This window comes from uncultured Oribacterium sp. (assembly GCF_902481605.1).
Taxonomy (GTDB): Bacteria; Bacillota; Clostridia; order Lachnospirales; family Lachnospiraceae; genus Oribacterium; species Oribacterium sinus.
On the sequence record NZ_CABSXI010000020.1, the window covers coordinates 1 to 18,034 of the forward strand.

At 41.2% G+C, this 18,034-nt stretch carries 14 protein-coding genes; 11 read left to right on the plus strand and 3 right to left on the minus strand.

Features of this window, described 5'->3' with window-relative positions; translation table 11 throughout:
- The 4 genes from RDQ32_RS05130 to RDQ32_RS05145 form a co-directional block, all read left to right on the plus strand.
- Positions 1–767 (plus strand): hypothetical protein (locus RDQ32_RS05130; RefSeq protein WP_308579365.1); only part of this gene is annotated, 767 nt, incomplete at its 5' end.
- Positions 768–884: 117 nt separating this feature from the next.
- A complete protein-coding gene (locus RDQ32_RS05135) occupies positions 885–1,865 on the plus strand; it encodes a DUF1848 domain-containing protein (protein WP_308579366.1) in 981 nt (326 codons plus the stop codon).
- A gap of 108 nt (positions 1,866–1,973) precedes the next feature.
- On the plus strand, positions 1,974–2,660 hold the full coding sequence (locus tag RDQ32_RS05140) for an MBL fold metallo-hydrolase (RefSeq protein WP_308579367.1): 687 nt from the start codon (positions 1,974–1,976) through the stop codon (positions 2,658–2,660).
- Entirely contained in the window at positions 2,657–3,013 is a 357-nt protein-coding gene (locus RDQ32_RS05145) for a VOC family protein (RefSeq protein WP_308579368.1), read from the plus strand. Before RDQ32_RS05140 ends, RDQ32_RS05145 begins: the two co-directional genes overlap by 4 nt.
- A 234-nt stretch (positions 3,014–3,247) precedes the next feature.
- Here RDQ32_RS05145 and RDQ32_RS05150 read toward each other — a convergent pair whose 3' ends face one another.
- Together RDQ32_RS05150 and RDQ32_RS05155 are read right to left on the minus strand one after the other, a co-directional pair.
- Complete coding sequence (locus tag RDQ32_RS05150) at positions 3,248–4,765, minus strand: ABC transporter permease (RefSeq protein WP_308579369.1); 1,518 nt, start codon at positions 4,763–4,765, stop codon at positions 3,248–3,250.
- Positions 4,762–5,490 (minus strand): ATP-binding cassette domain-containing protein, encoded by a 729-nt coding sequence (locus tag RDQ32_RS05155; protein WP_308579370.1) that lies wholly within the window; start codon positions 5,488–5,490, stop codon positions 4,762–4,764. Before RDQ32_RS05155 ends, RDQ32_RS05150 begins: the two co-directional genes overlap by 4 nt.
- Before the next feature lie 247 nt (positions 5,491–5,737).
- Here RDQ32_RS05155 and RDQ32_RS05160 point away from each other — a divergent pair, with 247 nt between their 5' ends.
- The 3 genes from RDQ32_RS05160 (at position 5,738) to mgtA (ending at position 10,455) form a co-directional block, all read left to right on the plus strand.
- Positions 5,738–6,445, plus strand: coding sequence for a response regulator transcription factor (locus RDQ32_RS05160; RefSeq protein WP_308579371.1), 708 nt, complete (start codon positions 5,738–5,740; stop codon positions 6,443–6,445).
- The gene (locus RDQ32_RS05165) at positions 6,442–7,653 is read left to right on the plus strand and encodes an ATP-binding protein (protein WP_308579372.1); all 1,212 of its coding nucleotides are present in this window, start codon (positions 6,442–6,444) and stop codon (positions 7,651–7,653) included. Before RDQ32_RS05160 ends, RDQ32_RS05165 begins: the two co-directional genes overlap by 4 nt.
- 114 nt (positions 7,654–7,767) lie before the next feature.
- Positions 7,768–10,455, plus strand: coding sequence for a magnesium-translocating P-type ATPase (mgtA, locus tag RDQ32_RS05170; protein ID WP_007157337.1), 2,688 nt, complete (start codon positions 7,768–7,770; stop codon positions 10,453–10,455).
- A 176-nt stretch (positions 10,456–10,631) separates the two neighbouring features.
- Here mgtA and RDQ32_RS05175 read toward each other — a convergent pair whose 3' ends face one another.
- The gene (locus tag RDQ32_RS05175) at positions 10,632–12,596 is read right to left on the minus strand and encodes a LacI family DNA-binding transcriptional regulator (protein ID WP_308579374.1); all 1,965 of its coding nucleotides are present in this window, start codon (positions 12,594–12,596) and stop codon (positions 10,632–10,634) included.
- A gap of 290 nt (positions 12,597–12,886) precedes the next feature.
- Here RDQ32_RS05175 and RDQ32_RS05180 point away from each other — a divergent pair, with 290 nt between their 5' ends.
- Genes RDQ32_RS05180 through RDQ32_RS05195 form a run of 4 tightly spaced genes read left to right on the plus strand, consistent with a single transcriptional unit; the run spans position 12,887 to position 17,947 of the window.
- Positions 12,887–13,900 carry a substrate-binding domain-containing protein gene (locus tag RDQ32_RS05180; RefSeq protein WP_007157335.1) on the plus strand — a complete coding sequence of 338 codons (1,014 nt, stop codon included), beginning with the start codon at positions 12,887–12,889 and terminating at the stop codon, positions 13,898–13,900.
- Between the two features lie 41 nt (positions 13,901–13,941).
- Entirely contained in the window at positions 13,942–15,453 is a 1,512-nt protein-coding gene (locus RDQ32_RS05185; protein ID WP_007157334.1) for a sugar ABC transporter ATP-binding protein, read from the plus strand.
- Positions 15,450–16,433 carry an ABC transporter permease gene (locus RDQ32_RS05190; RefSeq protein ID WP_308579375.1) on the plus strand — a complete coding sequence of 328 codons (984 nt, stop codon included), beginning with the start codon at positions 15,450–15,452 and terminating at the stop codon, positions 16,431–16,433. Before RDQ32_RS05185 ends, RDQ32_RS05190 begins: the two co-directional genes overlap by 4 nt.
- Positions 16,434–16,465: 32 nt before the next feature.
- Entirely contained in the window at positions 16,466–17,947 is a 1,482-nt protein-coding gene (locus tag RDQ32_RS05195; RefSeq protein ID WP_007157332.1) for a glycoside hydrolase family 32 protein, read from the plus strand.
- The last annotated feature ends 87 nt before the right edge of the window (positions 17,948–18,034 follow it).

The window sequence follows — 18,034 nt, forward strand, 5'->3', positions numbered from 1 at the left end:
CAATGCTATCATTTCCAATCCCGAGTAAGGATCATGATAAGGATAAAATTGCATATGAAGAATTGACCTGTAATAATATTCCATTAAATAAGATACTGGAAGATCTTGGCTATAAAGGCGATAAATACTGTCATCTTGACCCGGACTTGGAAAGTAAAAGAAGAGTAGTGCCGGTTGAAGGGTGGAAACCTGCATTTGGACAAATAAATCAGTCTGCATCATATCTGATAAATAATCAGATAGTAAGCGGCGACTTGTTTTTGTTTTTTGGTAACTTTAGGCATGTTGTTGAGAGTAGTGGGGAATATAAGTATGCACGCAGAAATAAAAATTCAGCAGATTCATACTATGGAAAAGAAATGCAGGTTATATGGGGATATCTTCAGGTGGGAGAAATTATATCGGACCCTAAAGAGCAAGAGAAATTTTTCTGGCACCCACATGCTTGTGAGAAACGGTTATTTAAAGAAAAAAACAATATAATATTTACAGCTAAAGAGAATCTGTCATTTGCACCAAATATGCCCGGATATGGGACTTTTTCTTACAATGAAAAGAGAGTACTTACAATGCCCGGAAAAACTAAGGCAACCTGGACGAAGCAAAAAGCATATGATGTAGACAATATAAACAAGATAAATAATAGAGATAATAAACGCAAGAATTCAGCCAAAGACCCGGGAGGAATTTATTATGCCGGAATATGGCAGGAACTGGTTCTGAAGGACAATAAGGATTCGGAAAAGTGGGCAAAAAGTATGTTTTGATGTGCAAAATTATGCACATTTCTATTACAAAGGACAGATTATTTTTGCTCCATGGATGAATGAAAAGTCACAGAGATTACTTTAGCCGGATCACGAGAGCAAAGGAGGCAACTGAACTTGATTATTAACACGGGACAGAGGACAGACATTCCCGCCTTCTATGCGGAATGGTTTGCAAACAGGCTGAAAGAGGGCTTTGTTTGTGTACGAAATCCTTATAATCCGAATCAAGTCAGTCGCTACCGTCTTGAACCTTCCGTGGTGGATGTCATTGGTTTTTGTACGAAAAATCCGGCCCCAATGTTCCCGTACATGGAGCTTTTCAAGGCGTATGGACAATACTGGTTTGTTAGCATTACCCCTTATGGCAAAGATATAGAGCCGAATGTGCCGGATAAACATTTGCTTATAGAGCATTTCAAATATCTTTCCATGCAGCTGGGAGTGAATTCTATCGGCTGGCGTTACGACCCGATTTTTCTGTCTGAAAGATATAGCAAAGACTATCATTTGAAAGCATTTGAACAGATTGCTACGGCGCTGGAGGGGTATACGAAAACCGTGGTCATTAGTTTTGTAGACCTTTACCCCAAAGTGAGACGGAACTTTCCGGAGCTTAAGGCTCTTGTGAAGGAAGATAGACTTCTACTGGGAGAGGCTATGATTGAGATTGCTCGTTCCCATGGCATGACACTAAAGCCCTGTGCGGAGGGGAAGGAATTGGCTGAGTATGGGGCAGATTGTGGTGGCTGTATGCTTATCAGCGATTATGAGAAAGCCATTGGAAAACGCTTGCATGTACCGAAAAAGAAGGGGGCAAGAGCAGCATGTGACTGTTATCTTTCCTGTGATATCGGCGCCTATAACAGCTGTAAGCACCTTTGTAAATATTGCTATGCCAATGCAGAACCCTCTATCGTTATGAAACAAAGCCGACTGCATGATCCGAAATCCCCTTTCTTAATCGGAAATTACGAGAAAAATGACAGTATTCATGACGTACCCCAGCAGTCCTGGGTGGACGGACAAATGAGCCTATTTCAGTCCTTCGTTGACAGTAAATGTAGTGCAACTTATACTGAAGAGTATATAGAGTAGGAAAACGTAAGGAAGTAAGGGCGCAAGTAAGGGAGCAAGGAAGCAAGCAAGGAAGGGAGAGCAACAATCTCCATACCGAGAAAGTAAAATATTTTACGGAGTAACATCATGAAAGTAACATATCTAAACCACAGCGGTTTTTTACTGGAATTAGAAGACTGCTATATTATTTTTGACTATTACAGGAGAGAATTACCGCCTCTGAACAAGGAAAAAGAAGTATTTGTTTTTTGCAGTCATGTTCATGCAGACCACTATAATCCCAAAGTTTTTTCCTTGCTTACCGAGCAGGGGATGAGCTATCAGGCGGTATTGGCAAGTGATATACGGGATAAAAAGCGCCTGTCCGAAATCAAGCACAGCTTTGTTGAGCCTGATAAAAACTATCTATTGGATCAAGGAATTCAGCTTGAGACCCTGCTTTCCAACGACAGTGGAGTTGCCTTTATACTAAAAACAAAGGAAGGCTCTATCTATCATGCCGGGGACTTAAACGACTGGTATTGGGAGGGGGAGCCGGAAGAAGACAATCGGAGGCTCCGCGAGATTTTTCACAGGGAGATTTCACGAATCAAGGGCAGACATTTTGACCTTGCCTTCGTTCCTCTTGATCCGAGACTGGAGGCCCATTATGCTGACGGGATTCTGTATTTCCTTGAAAATGTGGATTGCGATGCCATATTTCCGATGCATTACTGGGGAGAGCCCGCTGTGATTCAGCGCTTTCTTACCGAATACCCAAAGTACCGTTCACGAATCAAAAACACGGAAACAGCGAAAGGAGAAAAGCTATGAAGTTTAAGATGATTCACGAGAATTTAAATGTATCCGATTTGGATCGTTCCCTTCGATTCTATGAGGAAGCCCTTGATTTACATGAGGTGAGAAGAAAGACTAGCGAAGACTTTATCATAGTGTACTTAAGAAGCGATGTCGGCGATTTTGAGTTGGAGCTTACCTGGCTGAAAGACCACCCCCAGGCTTACGACCTGGGAGAGTGTGAATTCCATCTGGCATTTCAGGCGGATAATTTTGAGGAAGCGCACAAAAAGCACGAGGAGATGGGCTGCATTTGCTTTGAAAATGAAGCCATGGGCATCTATTTCATTGAAGACCCGGATGGCTACTGGCTGGAGGTTTTGCCATAAGTTTACCGATTCGAAGTGGGACAAAGAGAGTATTTTCAGAGCACCATCGTGATATATCTTGAGAATATAGCCCATGTAGAGGAATTGGTTGTAAACTGTATTTTCGAAGTTGTGATTGATATCCTATCTATTACTCATTCCTCTAATGAAATTCTAATACTACTGGACAATAATGCTCTAATCGAAAAATTGTCCAGTAGTATTATATTTGTAAAAACCAAAAGCCCTTGCCTTTTAGACATGCGTTCTCACATCGCTCTTCTTTAGGTACAGAATACCGATGCCCAGTGCAGCGAAAATATATAAGGAACAGCTTAGGAGGAGGATCGGAAAATTCAGCTCTCCGGTGATAGAAGTACTGCCCATGCCGTAAATCAGGGTGGAATAGGGCAGGGCATAGTAGGCTCCCTTAACGGTCAGTGTAAGGCCGACCAAGCTACCCAGAAAAGCCAGCGCGATGGGAAGAGCAAAGGAGTGGAAGAACATGGACAGGGTGCTTTGCAGGGCGGTAATTGCGGCAATGGAGAGGATAGCGGAAAGTATTCGTATCCAAAAGATGGCAGGAACAGCTCCCGGAAGGCCAAGGATTTTACCGCTCAGAAGATAAATAAAACTGATCCAAACCATGCAGAGCGTACTGAGGAAGGTTGCTGTAAACCATTTGTCCCGAAGCAGTTTTCCGGGGCTAGTAATAGTTAAAATCAGATTCCAGTTACTGCCTTGATGCTCCATTCGCCACAGAAGACTGCAGAGAATGCCGATGAGGGGAGCTAGGAAAAACATCCCCAGAAACAGAGATTGCTGGGTCCAGAGATCTTCCCAAGTATATTGTAAGACACCCTGGTTTTGCACAAAATTCACCGTTCCAATCAGTGCCGAAATCAGGGGAATCAGAAGGAAAGGAATCCAGATGGGGTTCCTTTTTAACTTGATAAATTCCGGAGACAAACTGCTGTGCAGACTGTGGCTTACATTTTGCCTGTGGAGAGAAAACAAAGCTTCTCCCTGCTCTGCCCGAGTGAAAAGAAGGAGACCAAGCAAAAATGTGCCGATGAGATAAAGCAGGCTTAGGAAAATATCGGAAATAGGGATAGACCTTAGACTCAGGCTCATAAGTTTTGATGCGCGGTCATAGTCCATACCGATAGGGCTAAGAGAGAAGAAAACGGACCAGGGAGTCCACATATCTGTGCTGATAAAGGCCAGGAATAAGCCGGACAGGGTGCCACCGAAGGCGATGGAAAGGGCTGCAAACTGGCTGGAAAACAGCAGGGAAAGCATGCATTGAAGCTGATACAGAATCATTCCGCCGATAAGTTCTGAAAAGAACAGAACGGGAACAATATGTGACGGAATATCTCCGGTAAAACCTAAGAACTTTCCCCCAAGAAGGACCATACCGATTTGGACACTACAAAACAGGACAAGGGCAATAAAACCGAAGAAAAGCTTTCCCAGATAGATAGAAGCTCTGCTTTCCAAGGTGGGAAGAAGGTTCCACATAGCGCCTTTGTGTTCCATGTCCACAGACTGGGAGGCAATTACCGCCATAAGTACGGACAGAACCAGGGTGTTAATTATGGGAAGAGCATAAAAGATATTTAACCATGTCTCGGAATGCGCTTTTGTGCCATAAAATAGATAGGCACAATCTAAAAGCAGAGCTGCGAGGAACAGCAAAGGAAAATGCTTATGGCGCGCTTTTTGAAACTCGATAGAAACAATTTTCGGGATATTGCTTAGGGTGTTCATAAAGACTCCTTTCCGCCGGTCATTTCCAGAAATGCCTCTTCCAGACTTTTTCCGTTACATTCCAGATCCTTAAGAGGCCCTTCATAGAGCAACTGTCCATGGTGAATGATACCGACTTGACTTGCCATTTGCTCTATTTCACTGAGGAGATGACTGGAAATGATGACTGTCATATTTCTTTCTTTAGGAAGAGATACAATCAACTCACGAATTTCTTGTATGCCGGCAGGATCCAAGCCGTTTGTGGGCTCATCCAGGATCAGAAGCTTCGGATTTCCCAAAATGGCCATGGCGATACCGAGACGTTGTTTCATACCCAGAGAATAACTGCTGAGCTTCTTATCTCTTTGCTCATAGAGCCGGACGGTTTTCAGTGCCGAAGCAATTTCCTCTTCTTTAACGCCCTTTAATTTCTGCACAATCTGTATATTTTCCAGTCCGCTTAAATGCCCGTAACCGCCGGGATTTTCAATGAGACTTCCGGTCTTTTGGAGAAGAGAAAGTCGATTTTGGGAATTTACCGTTTTTCCCAGAAACTGAATTTCTCCTTCATCGGGGTGAATCAAACCCAGAATCATTTTGAGGGTAGTGCTTTTTCCGGCGCCATTGGGACCCAAAAAACCGTAAACGCATTTCTCCGGAACAGATAAAGAAAGGTCTTTTACACGGTAGCTGTTTCCGCTTTTTTTGCTAAGATGCTGTGTTTCCAGAATATAGTTCATCATTTTTTCCTCCATGTGTTTGTTTACGAGAGGAGAATAGCGAAGGAAGCTTATGGGAACCTTGTGCGTACCTTATGTTTACCTTAAGAAATGAAAAAAACTATGGGGAAAGAGGGGCAGAAAGGCTATAGTAGAAAAGGTAAGAGCAGACAGCAGCAGGATATAAGCTATAGTAGGATTGATGAGGGCAGTAGTAGAAGAAAGGCTATAGTAAGATTGCTAAGGGCGGACAGTAGCAGGAGACAGAATCATGGAAAAAGAAGATTGTAAAATATTGGTGGTGGACGATGAGAAAGAGCTTAGAGAACTTTTGCAGGAACTATTAAGAAAAGAAGGCTATCTTTCGGTGGAGGTCGCTTCTTCTTGTAAAGAAGCGGAAGCGAAGCTTTCAGAGAATTGCTATCAGCTGATTCTTTTGGATGTCATGCTGACCGATGGAAATGGCTTTGATTTTTATAAAAAGCAAAAAAAGGAAGGTCTACTTTCCGAGGTTCCGGTGATTTTTCTCTCTGCAAGGGACGAGGATAGGGCTCGTTTGCATGGCTTGGGACTGGGAGCGGATGATTACATTACCAAGCCTTTTCTCCCGGAAGAGCTCATCCTGAGAATTGCCGCCGTGCTGAGAAGAACCTGTCATTTGGAGGAGAAAGAGCAGGGCGTGCAGCTCGGGGAATCGCTGGTTTCCATCGACGCAGGAACAGTGATTCGACAAGGAGAAAAGCTTTCTCTTACGGCTAAGGAGCTGGCACTTTTTTCTATCCTATACCGGAATAAGGGGAAAATTGTCACCACGGATACCCTCTGCGATGCCCTTTGGCCGGACGGGAACTTCGGATTGGAAAGCTCACTGCTTGTGCATATGCGACATTTACGGGAAAAGATAGAAAAAGAGCCTTCTAAACCCGTATTTCTACTGACCGTAAGAGGCCTTGGCTATAAACTGGAGATGGGAAGATGAGAGGGAATAGAGAACGGAAAATGCAGCTGATTGCTCTTGTGGTTTTGTTGACGATATTCCTACTGTTTGCAGACCTTTTGTTTTTTGGAATTTTTTTATCTCGAAACGGTATGCCTTCTTATCCCGACAGTCAGGAGATTATGGAGCATTTACATAAGGAAAATGACGAGTACCGCTTAGAGGAAGAGGAAGCCGAAAAACTCTCCGGGGCTCGGCAATTTGCCATGCTCCTGGACAATGGAGGCAATATCCTTTGGAGTGAGTTCCTGCCGAAGGAGCTTCAAAAAAACTATACCTTACAGGACGTGGCAAAGTTTACCCGTTATTATCTGGAAGATTATCCGGTGCGAACCTATGTGGTGCCGGAAGGCTTATTGATTATCGGACAAAAGAAAGAGCAGATTTGGAAGTATACTCTGGAATATGATGAGAATGCTGTTCGAAATCTTATAGAGCTTCTACCGCTTCTTTTTCTCGCAAATGCGGTCATTCTTGTTTCCGTTCCAATATGGATACAGAAGAAACGGGCAAAGCAAAAAGAGGAAGAGCGTACGGAATGGATTGCCGGGGTTTCCCATGACATTCGAACGCCCCTTGCCATTGTTCTGGGAAATGCGGAAATGATTGCAGCTACCACGGAATCGGAAGAAATCAAAGATCGCGCGCTAAGGATTGAGAAGCAGGGACTTCGTCTTCGCCGCCTTGTAGAGAACCTGAATCTTTTCAGTAAGCTTTCTTTTGGCTATGGGAACTTGGAAAAGGAAAAAATCCAGGTGAGCCGTTTTCTTCGAAAGACGATTACGGAAATGCGGAATCAAACAGAGGATGAAAGGGTGCAGTTTACCTTGGATATTCAGGAAGATTTGCAGGGCTTGGTACTGGGCTTTAATGAAAATCTGATGGAAAGAGCACTGATGAACTTATTATACAACGCAGTGCAACATAATCCGGAGGGATGCGAGATAACAGTGAAGTTATATCAGGATGAGAAAGCCCACGTGTTTCTCCAGGTGGAGGATAATGGCTGCGGTTTAGAGAAAGCTGCTCTGAAAAGACTGAACAAAAAAAACTATGAGTGGGAGCCCAGCACTGGACAGCATGGATTGGGATTAAAAATTGTAAAACAGGTGATTAGCCGTCACCGATGGAAAGTGCAGTTTAGAGAAGGTAGTCAGGGCGGATTTTTGTGCCGCATACAGATGGGATAAAGGCGTAGGAAGAGCAACAAAGTATATCAGATTGAAATAAAAATCATATTAAATTGACTCGCCTTGTGCAAAGGTCTAAGATATCCCTGTATAAGTAAAAGGAGGGTGAAAGATATGATTTTAAACAACGAGAAGAGATTGAACCCTACGACAAAGACTGCCGGTGTGGAACAAGAGTTTCAGAAAATTGCCGGGGAAGATGCTTCTTTGGTCTTAGAGGAATTAGGCTGCACGACAAATGGAATTAGCGACGAGGAACGGGAAGAAAGACTGGAGAAGTACGGCTATAACGACCTTTCCGCCATGCAGAAGCATGGCATATTCTATTTTTTATTTCATAGCTTTACCGATGCTTTTATTATCGTGCTCCTTGTTTTGGCTGTTGTGACCTTTGTTGTGGAAAGGGATATTCTGTCCGGAGTCATTATCCTGGCACTGGCCTGTATGAGTGCGGTGATTCGATTTACCCAGGACTACGGCTCCTATCTGGATATGCAGAAGCTAAAGGATATGGAGCACGATACGGTAAGAATCCGGATTCCGGGAAAGGACGGTACGGAAATCAGAGAAGTGCCGGTGGAAGAGGTGGTACCCGGGGATATACAGCTCATCGGCTCAGGAGATATCGTGTGCGGAGATCTCTATCTTCTGGAGAGCAGAGACCTGTTCCTTTCGGTTTCCGCTTTCACGGGAGAGTCTATTCCTGTGGAGAAATATACCGGTGTGGATCAGAGAGTGGTCAATGCAGCGGAACTAAACAACCTCTGCTTAGGCGGCTCTACGGTGAATTCCGGCACCGGAGTCGGTGTGGTGATACGAACCGGAAAGAATTCCTATCTGGGAAAAATTTCTTCCACCATTCATACGCAGAAGAAAGAAACCGATTTTGATAAGAGCTTATCGAAGATAACAAGAATTCTGATTAGCTACATGATTGTGGTGGTTCTTTTTGTATTGCTTATTAACGGCCTTGTGAAGAAAAACTGGCTGGAAGCCTTTTTATTTTCCATCTCTGTTGCGGTAGGGATTACCCCGGGAATGTTACCGATGATTGTGAACGGAACCCTTGCCAAAGGGGCAAAGTTCCTGGCAAAGAAGAAGACCATTGTAAAGAACATGTCTGCCATTCAAAATTTAGGAGCCATCGATGTGCTGTGCACGGATAAGACCGGAACTCTTACCATGGACAATGTTGTTTTGCAGAAATATATCAATGTAAATGGCGAAGATTCCTATGTGGTTTTGAACTATGCATGGATGAATGCCTACTATTCTACAGGGGTAAAAAACCTCATTGACCGGGCTATCCTATCCTACGGTGCGGAAAGTGATGTGCAAAAATACGCCGGAGGCTATGTGAAGTCCGATGAAATCCCCTATGATTTTGAACGCCGGAGAATGAGTGTGGTGATATCCAATCCGGGTGGGGAGCATCTGGGAGAGGAGACAGAAGAAATTCTTCCCAAACCCCAGGATGAGGTATTGATTACCAAAGGGGCATTGGAATCCGTACTTTCCTGTTGCAGCCGTATTCGGGTGAAGAAGGAATATAAGGATATTCAGGAAGAAGACCTTCAGAAGATTAATGCCCTTTCCGAGAAATTAAATCATGAGGGAATGCATGTTATCGGCGTTGCGGCAAAGAGGAAAAATGCGGGTGACACCGCTGTTTTCCATGCGGAAGACGAAACCGACATGACCTTCTTGGGCATTATCGCCTTCCTGGATCCGCCCAAGCCGGATGCCAAGGAAGCCATTCATGGACTGTATGATGCGGGAGTTCACGTCAAGGTCATCTCCGGCGATGCCCCCGTTGTGGTGGAACACGTATGTAAGCTGGTGGGCATGAAGGTAGGAGAGCAAAATGCGGTAACAGGCTCCGACTTGGAAAAGATGAGTGAGGAAGAGCTGTCCAGTGTTGTGGAGAAAAATGACATTTTCGCCCGTCTCTCTCCCATGCAGAAGCAGCGTGTGGTGGATGCTCTTCGGAAAAACGGACACGTGGTGGGCTATATGGGAGACGGCGTAAATGACGCCCCCAGCCTTCATGATGCAGATGTAGGCATTTCCGTGGACAATGCCACAGACGTTGCCAAGGCCAGTGCGGATATTATCCTCTTGGAGAAGAGCCTAACCGTCATTTTAAACGGTATCTATGAGGGAAGGCGAATTTACGGAAATATCCTGAAATACATGAAGATGGCATTATCCGGTAACTTTGGAAATGTGTTCTCCGTATTGATTGCTTCGATATTCTTACCTTTTTTGCCCATCCTGCCTCTGCAGATTTTGATTCAGAATCTGATTTATGACTTTACTCAGATTGCGATTCCCTGGGACAATGTGGACGAAGAATTCCTGCAGAAACCCCATAAGTGGAACAGTGCGTCCCTTGTGTCCTTTATGAATGTGATGGGCGGTATCTCCTCCGTTTTTGATGTAATGACTTTCCTGGTGCTTTGGTTCCTTTTGGGCTATAACAGCCTTTCCATGCAGAACTATTTCCAGACGGGCTGGTTTGTAGAAGGCTTGATTTCCCAAATCCTGATTGTGCAGTTTATCCGCACTTCGAAGCGACCGATTCTGGATTCCAAGTGCGACTCCAGACTGGCGCTTGCTTCGGCATTGGGCATTTTTGCAGCCATCTCCATTCCCTATCTTTTTGATAACTTGAAAAATACGGTATTTACGGAGATGCCCATGGCGTATTTTGTGTATTTGCTTCTTATTCTTGCACTTTATAGCTTTACCATCGAAACGGTGAAGAAGCTGTATATTAAGAAGTATGGGGAGTGGTTATAAGGCAAGAAGGAAATTAAGAAAGCTTGTATGCGGTACAGGTCATAAAGGTGGCACGCTCTCGCTAACTTCGCCCTGCAGGGGTACTAAGCGAAAAACTTCATTGACATTCGTTTTTCGCAAGTACCCGCGGGCTCAGATTACCCCCTTTTCTGACCTATACCGCATCCAAGCAGGCACTATTCCAGTTCCATTGGCAACTTTTCAAAAAATATGTTTTGCCAAGCTTGCTTTAATTGATTTTCCCGAATGAGGTAAGGCTGAACGGCAATGTATTTCGGGATATCTTCACTAACTAAAGATTTAGCCAAAACTCTTCCTGCTGCTTGGCCTTGTTCATAGGGACGCTGTGTACTGATTCCTTTAACAATTCCTTCTTTCATTTTTTCGGCAATTTCATAATCCAGGTCCGTTGTGAAAACAGCAATATCTTTTCGATTTAATTTGTCTAAGGCTTTAATAGCTAACAAGGCGGGCTGATCCCAGCTCACGTATAAGCTGGAAATTTCAGGATGCGCATGAACTAAGTCTGAACAGATGGAATAAGTGTTTTCTATCGAGTAAAAATTTTTTTGTGCTACTACATTTACAGAAGGATAGTGTGTAAGAAGTGTTTTAAGAACCATGCTATCTCTTTCAGAGGTACCATAAAAATTTGCGCCGTGGGTAATAAGGGCAGTATTCTTAATGGTCTTATTTTCCAGATAATCGCCTATCATTTTCCCAATATTATAACCATTTTCATGTTCATCCACGGAAATACAAGAAACATAATTATTTTTATCAAATCCTTTAGGGATATTACTTAAGAGAATTACTCTTGTGTGTTTGGATAATTCTTCAAAGGCCGAACTGGTTTCTATATCGTCTACAGGTATTGCAATTACCGCATCCGGATTTTGATGTTGGATGCTCTCTAATTGAATCTTTTGTAGCATGGGATCAAAATGTGCGTCCATAATGGAGATGATTTCGATGCCATACTTTTCTAATTCGTCTCGTATTCCTTTCTGGTGTAATTTTGCCCATGCAGTTCCGGTGTAGTGGAAAGAAATTGCTACTCTGTACTTTCCGGTAACTAATTGTACTTTTTCACGTTGAGAAATTCTAATTCGATCTAATGATGTGGGATCTTCTCCTCTTGGACCCTGATGTAAAATACGTATGGAGTTATTGGGACGAAAATCGACATTAACATATTGGGTATTTTCAACTTTCTTTCCTTCATGGAGACAGAGAAGCGTTTCGAAAGAAGTTTTTGCCAGCTGAGCAGTATTCCGTCTGATGTGGGATAAATCTGAGGAAAACGCATCGGAGGAATTCTGGTCATCCCAACCGATTACGGAAATATCCTTTGGGCAGTCTATCTCAAAAAAATGCAATGCCTTCATAAGCAATGAGGTTATGGGATTGTCACAAGCTATAATGGCTGTAACAGAAGGAGGTAATTCTTTCCGTATTTGCGAAAAAATTGACTCCTCAGATTCCATCAATGAAATCTTCACAATATGGGGTACTAAAGATGTATCAAAGTCATTCAGTTCTTTTTGATAATAATGCATTACATTTTCAGTGGTACTGGAAGGTGTTTGATTGACAAGTAATAAAATGTTTCTATGTCCTTTTTCCAATAGTGCTGAAGTGGCTTGAGGGATTGCGCTGGAATAATCGGAAAGAATTTTATAGCAAAAATTACTGCTGCAATTGTTTTCGATCAATACAAAGGGAGTATTGCTTTTTATCAAAGGAATAAAATTATTATCATCCATGGAACAGGGAGCAATGATGAGCCCTAATGTTTTTTTACTGGATAAGGCGTTCAATATCATTTGTTTTTCAAGTTCAGTATCATTATTAGAGATGGAAAGCAATAACTGATATCCCCTTTTCACAAGAATTGCATGTAGTTCAGTAAAAAATAAGATATAAAATGTATTCTTGAGATTAGGGACAAGAAGCAAAATTTGGGAATTGGATCCGGGAATTAAGTTATGATCTTTGGATTTTCTTTGGTAGCCGCATTCCTTTATAATTGCTTCTACTTTTTCCTGTAAACTTGGAGAAACATAACGAGTATGGTTAAGAACATGAGAAACGGTGGCTATAGAGACCCCTGCTTTCTTAGCAATTTCCTGTAAATTCATTTTCCTAATCTCCAATCTGTTTTAGTAGATATTGTTCTTTTCTTATCTGTCGTAATGATATTTTTTTTGCTGACTTCATCACTGAAGTTTTACGTAAAAAAATAATTTCGAAAACTATTTATAGACGATATGCATATAATTAGTGTTGCATTGTGACGAAAATTATGCAATATGGAATGATTATATTGCAATGACTTATATAGATTAGTACTATTTACATATATCACAAGGACGTAAACTTAATCAAGATTAAATTTACGTAAATTTAAAGTACTAAGGAGGAACGACAAATGAAAAAAAGAACAAGAATGTACGTTATGAGTCTCGTATTCGGGATGGCATTAGGAGCATTGGTGGGATGTTCATCAAAACAAGATTCAAATAATGAATCGTCATCTAAAGTTTCTGAAAAAGCGCAAGAAAATTCTGATAAAAATACAGCTAAGAAATCTTTTGTATTCTGTACTAACACATTAAACAATAGCTTTCAAAGCTCAATGGATGCAAAATTCAAGGAATTATGTGATAAAAATGGTATCGCTTATACTTGTTTGGATCCTGATTATGACTTAAATAAGCAGCTTAGTCAGCTATCAGATTGTGCCAATAGCGGATATGATGCCGTATTTGTGATTCCTGTAGACTCTTCCGGAATCACAGCAGGCTTGGCAGAGATATCTGATGCTAAGATTCCAATTTATAATGTGGATACTGCTGTAATAGAAGAAGACATGAATAAATATGTTACTCAGTTTGTAGGAACGAATGCTTTTATGGCCGGAGAGTTGGTTGGAAAGCAATTAGCTAGTAAACATCCCGATGGAGCCAAAATTGCTATCTTGGATTTTCCTTCAAATGAGAGTTGCGTGGATCGTGTGAATGGATTTATGAAAGGTTTGGGAGAACAAAAGGATAAGTTTACCATTGTGGCACAACAGGATGGTGGAGCTGCATTGGATAAATCCTTAGGTTTAGCTGAAGATATTTTGACCGCTAATTCTGATTTGGATGCATTTTTCTGTATCAATGATCCATCAGCATTAGGAGCTGCTGCGGCAATCAAAGCAAGTAATAAAAAAGGCAAAGTAGAGGTTTACAGCATTGATGCATCTCCTGAAGGAAAGCAGGCATTATTAGATGGTGATTTTACAGCTGTAGCAGCACAAGTTCCTTTGCAAATTGCTGAGCATGCATTTAATGAGGCAATGAATGGAGAAGGTAAGAGTTCAGAGAAAAAAGTTTATTTGGATTCTCATTTAGTGGATAAAGAAGAAGCTGAAAAAACATTAAAAGATTGGCAATAATCTTTGTTCCTAAAGATTGCGTTTTGAAAGGTTTATAAAAGATGGATACTCCCATTTTGGAAATGATAGATATTAAAAAAAGTTTTTCCGGAATATATGCATTATCCGGAATTAACCTTTCTTTGGAAGAGGGAGAGGTTCATGCTCTATTAGGAGAAAATGGAGCGGGTAAATCTACATTGATAAAAATTCTTGGCGGAATATATAGACCGGATTCGGGAACAATTAAAATAAAAGGTGAAGAGGTAGAAATTCACGGAGTGAGAGATGCCGAGATGAAAGGAATCGGAATTGTTCATCAGGAGATTGTTTTAGTGCCACAATTAACCGTGGCACAAAACATTTTTCTGGGAAGAGAATTGATGGGATCCTTTTCAAGGGTGAAGCGGAAAGAAATGAATATCCAGGCTGAAGAAATGCTTCAAAACCTGGGAGTTTCTATTTCTCCCACTACCTCGGTTTCTTCACTTACCATTGCACAACAACAAATGATTGAAATTGTCAAAGCAGTTTCTTTTCAGGCAAAAATCATTGTAATGGATGAGCCAAGTTCGTCTTTATCTGTTGAGGAAGTTGAGCAGTTATTTCAGATTATTGCAAGACTGAAGGAAAAGAAAATTAGCATTATCTACATATCCCATAGGATGGAAGAAATCTTTAAAATTGCAGATCGCATTACAGTTATCAGAGACGGATGTTATATTGGCACGAAGAAAAATGGTGAAACCGATGTAGATGAGCTTATATCTATGATGGTTGGAAGAGAATTAAAAGAATTTAGTGTTCCTAAAAAACAAATCAGCAAATCAGATGAAATAATCCTGGAAGTCAAAAACTTGAGCTGTAGACCGTATTATTCGGATATTAGCTTTCAACTTCATAAAGGGGAGATATTGGGATTTGCCGGTCTGGTAGGCGCCGGAAGAAGCGAGTTAATGGAGTCAATTTTTGGCGCACGTCATTTTACTAAAGGAGAAGTATTTCTTAGGGGAGAACAGGTGCATTTTTTCAATCCGATGCAAGCGATTAAGGCGGGGATTGGATTTGTTACAGAAGACCGAAAAAAAACCGGATTAGTTTTGGGAAATACTGTTTCGTTTAATCTATCATTGGCTTCGCTAGATAAATATCAAAAGGGCATATTTCTGGAAAAAGATAAGATGGATGAATCAGTTCAATATTACACTGATAGACTAAATATTAAGTCTGCAGCATTAGATGTGAAGTCAACTCAAGCATCCAATCTTTCGGGAGGAAATCAACAAAAAATAGTTATTGGAAAATGGCTCGCCACAATGCCATCTATTCTAATTTTAGATGAACCTACGAGAGGCATTGATATTCATGCAAAGCTTGAGATTTACAACTTAATTAATGAGCTGGCAGAAGGCGGTATGTCAATTTTGCTAGTATCCAGTGATTTGCCTGAAATCATACAACTTTGTGACAGGGTTTGTGTTTTGAAAGAAGGAATTATGACCGGAGTTTTAGATAGTCATGAGTTAGAACAGGAGAATATTATGCGCTTTGCTGCGGGAGGGGAATCGGCATGAGAAATAGAATAGAAAAGAGTAAAGTTCCCCATATTATTTCTGATAATATCGGAATCATGGTGGTGCTTCTTATTTTATGTATTATAGTTTCGCTTGCTACTGACAAATTTTTGACTTCCGGAAATATTATTTCTGTTTTAAGACAAATTTCAATTAATACCTATATTGCCCTGGGAATGACCCTGATAATTATTTTAGGGCATATTGATTTGACAGTAGGGGCCGTAGTAGCAATGTGTGGCACTCTAACAGTAGGGTTTATTGTAAATCAGGGGCTGCCGGTGGAGCTTGCTATTATAGGAGGCGTTTTGCTAGGTGTCTTATTTGGATTTATAAACGGCGTAATTGTATCTACATTTAAAGTGCCGTCATTCATTATCACAATGGCAATGATGAATGTTGCAAATGGAATTGCCTATGTATATTCAGGTGGTCAGTCCACCCGTATCACAGATGGATTTTTTATATCCATTGGAACAGGATACCTATTTTCCTTGATTCCGCTACCGGTTCTTTACATGATTTTGCTCATTATTGTTATTAGTTTTCTTCTGGTAAAAACCAGATTTGGAGTTTATGTCTATGCCATTGGTGGAAACAGAGAAGCGGCAAGATTATCAGGTATTCCCATCAGAAAAATTGAAATTATTGTTTTCACATTATCCGGTTTACTTTCTGCATTTGCAGGTCTGGTACTTGCTTCAAGAATGTACTCAGGACAGCCTTCCGTTGGAAACGGGTATGAAATGGATGCCATCGCTGCATGTGTACTTGGAGGAACGTCCATGGCGGGAGGCAAAGGAAGCATTAGCGGAACTGTACTTGGAGCAATGGTCATTGGCATAATATCCAATGGACTAAATTTAATTGGAGTGAGTTCCTATTGGCAATTGATAGTAAAAGGAATAATCATTGCCACTGCTGTAATTTTGGATTCTCAGAAAGGGAAGTTTAAGAGAAACGCTATCATCAGAAAATAATATACAAATATCATTTTATACTAGGAGTAAAAATGGAGATATTTAGAAAAATGTCATTCGCAGATTCGACAGGAGATGCTATTCCATTCTACCACGATGGGGTATATCATATTTTTTCCTTAACACCTCCGGTGGGGACAACCGTATATCCGGAAAGACTGCGTACTACTTGGAGCCACGCTGTTTCAAAGGATTTAATTCACTGGGAAGAGCTGCCTACAGCTATCTATCCAGGAGAAGGGAAGGAACCAGACGCTTCTGGAGTTTGGACAGGTTCGGTTCTGTATGGAGAAGGCAAATACCATGCGTTTTATACAGGCTATAGTATCCAGGCTGAATATCAGCAGACCATTTGCCATGCATATAGCGAGGATGGGATAAACTGGAAAAAGGATACAGGAAATCCGGTTATTAAACCACTGATAGACCTATATGAGCAACAAGATTTTAGAGATCCATATGTATTTTTCAATGAAGATGAAAAAAAATATTGGATGCTGGTTTCTGCTAGAAGACTGGATATGCCGGTGACCAGACGAGGATGCATTGTATTGTATCGCTCTACAGATTTGGAATCTTGGGAGTACTATGGAAATTTATATTCACCCGGTCACACCAATTGCCCTGAATGTAGTGAAATTTATAAAATGAACGATACTTGGATTTTATCTTATTCACGTTTTTCCGAATTTGGAAATACAATTTATCGTACGGCTAAGTCTCCTTATGGTCCATGGAAAAAAATGAAAAAAGATGGTATAGGAGGAAGACGTTTTTATGCAGCAAAATCTTTAACGGATAAAAACGGAAGACGAATATATTTTGCGTGGGCACATGATCGGGGACAATGTAGTGATAAAGGAGAATGGTATTGGGGTGGTCGATTCTGCATACCTCATGAAGTGAAACTCTCCGAGACCGGAGATCTACTTGTTGATATTCCCCAGGAGTTTACAGAAGGTATTCATAAAAATATTGCTTGGAATTATCTTCCTGTCTTAGGAGAGTATAAAAGATATGGGGCAGAAAGCATAGTGTTGGATGCCTTAGAAACAACCGGTTATGGCTTTTTAATGCATGACAAAAAACGATTTTATTTCCATGCATCTATTATTCCCAAAGAAGTAAATGATAGTTTTGGAATTCTTTTAAAGTCGGATAAAGAGGCCAGTGAATGTCTTTTTCTTGAGTTTGATGTAGCAATGCAAAGAGTATCTCTTTTGTCTTTACCGATGGGGGTCGATCCATTCTGGGAGCAGTCATGTCAGGCTGTACCGGAGGCATCATCTCCCGGACCGGACGGGTTTCGTGTATCGGAAAAAACTTTTTCTATCAAGACAGGGGCGGTCATTGATGTAAAGATTTTTGTGGATCATGATATGATTGAGGTATTTATAGGAAAAGAAATTGCTTTCACTTATAGGGTTTATAGAAGCTCTGAGTATGAGATTGGCATCATTGCTCAGGATTCTAAAGTGGAATATGCCAATATAGCACTATGTGATTATACATAAAATATATTTGATATATTATAATAATTCGAAGAATTTTTAAAATAGAAATCGTTGTTATGCAGTGTGAGTTTGAGATGGAGGGAATCG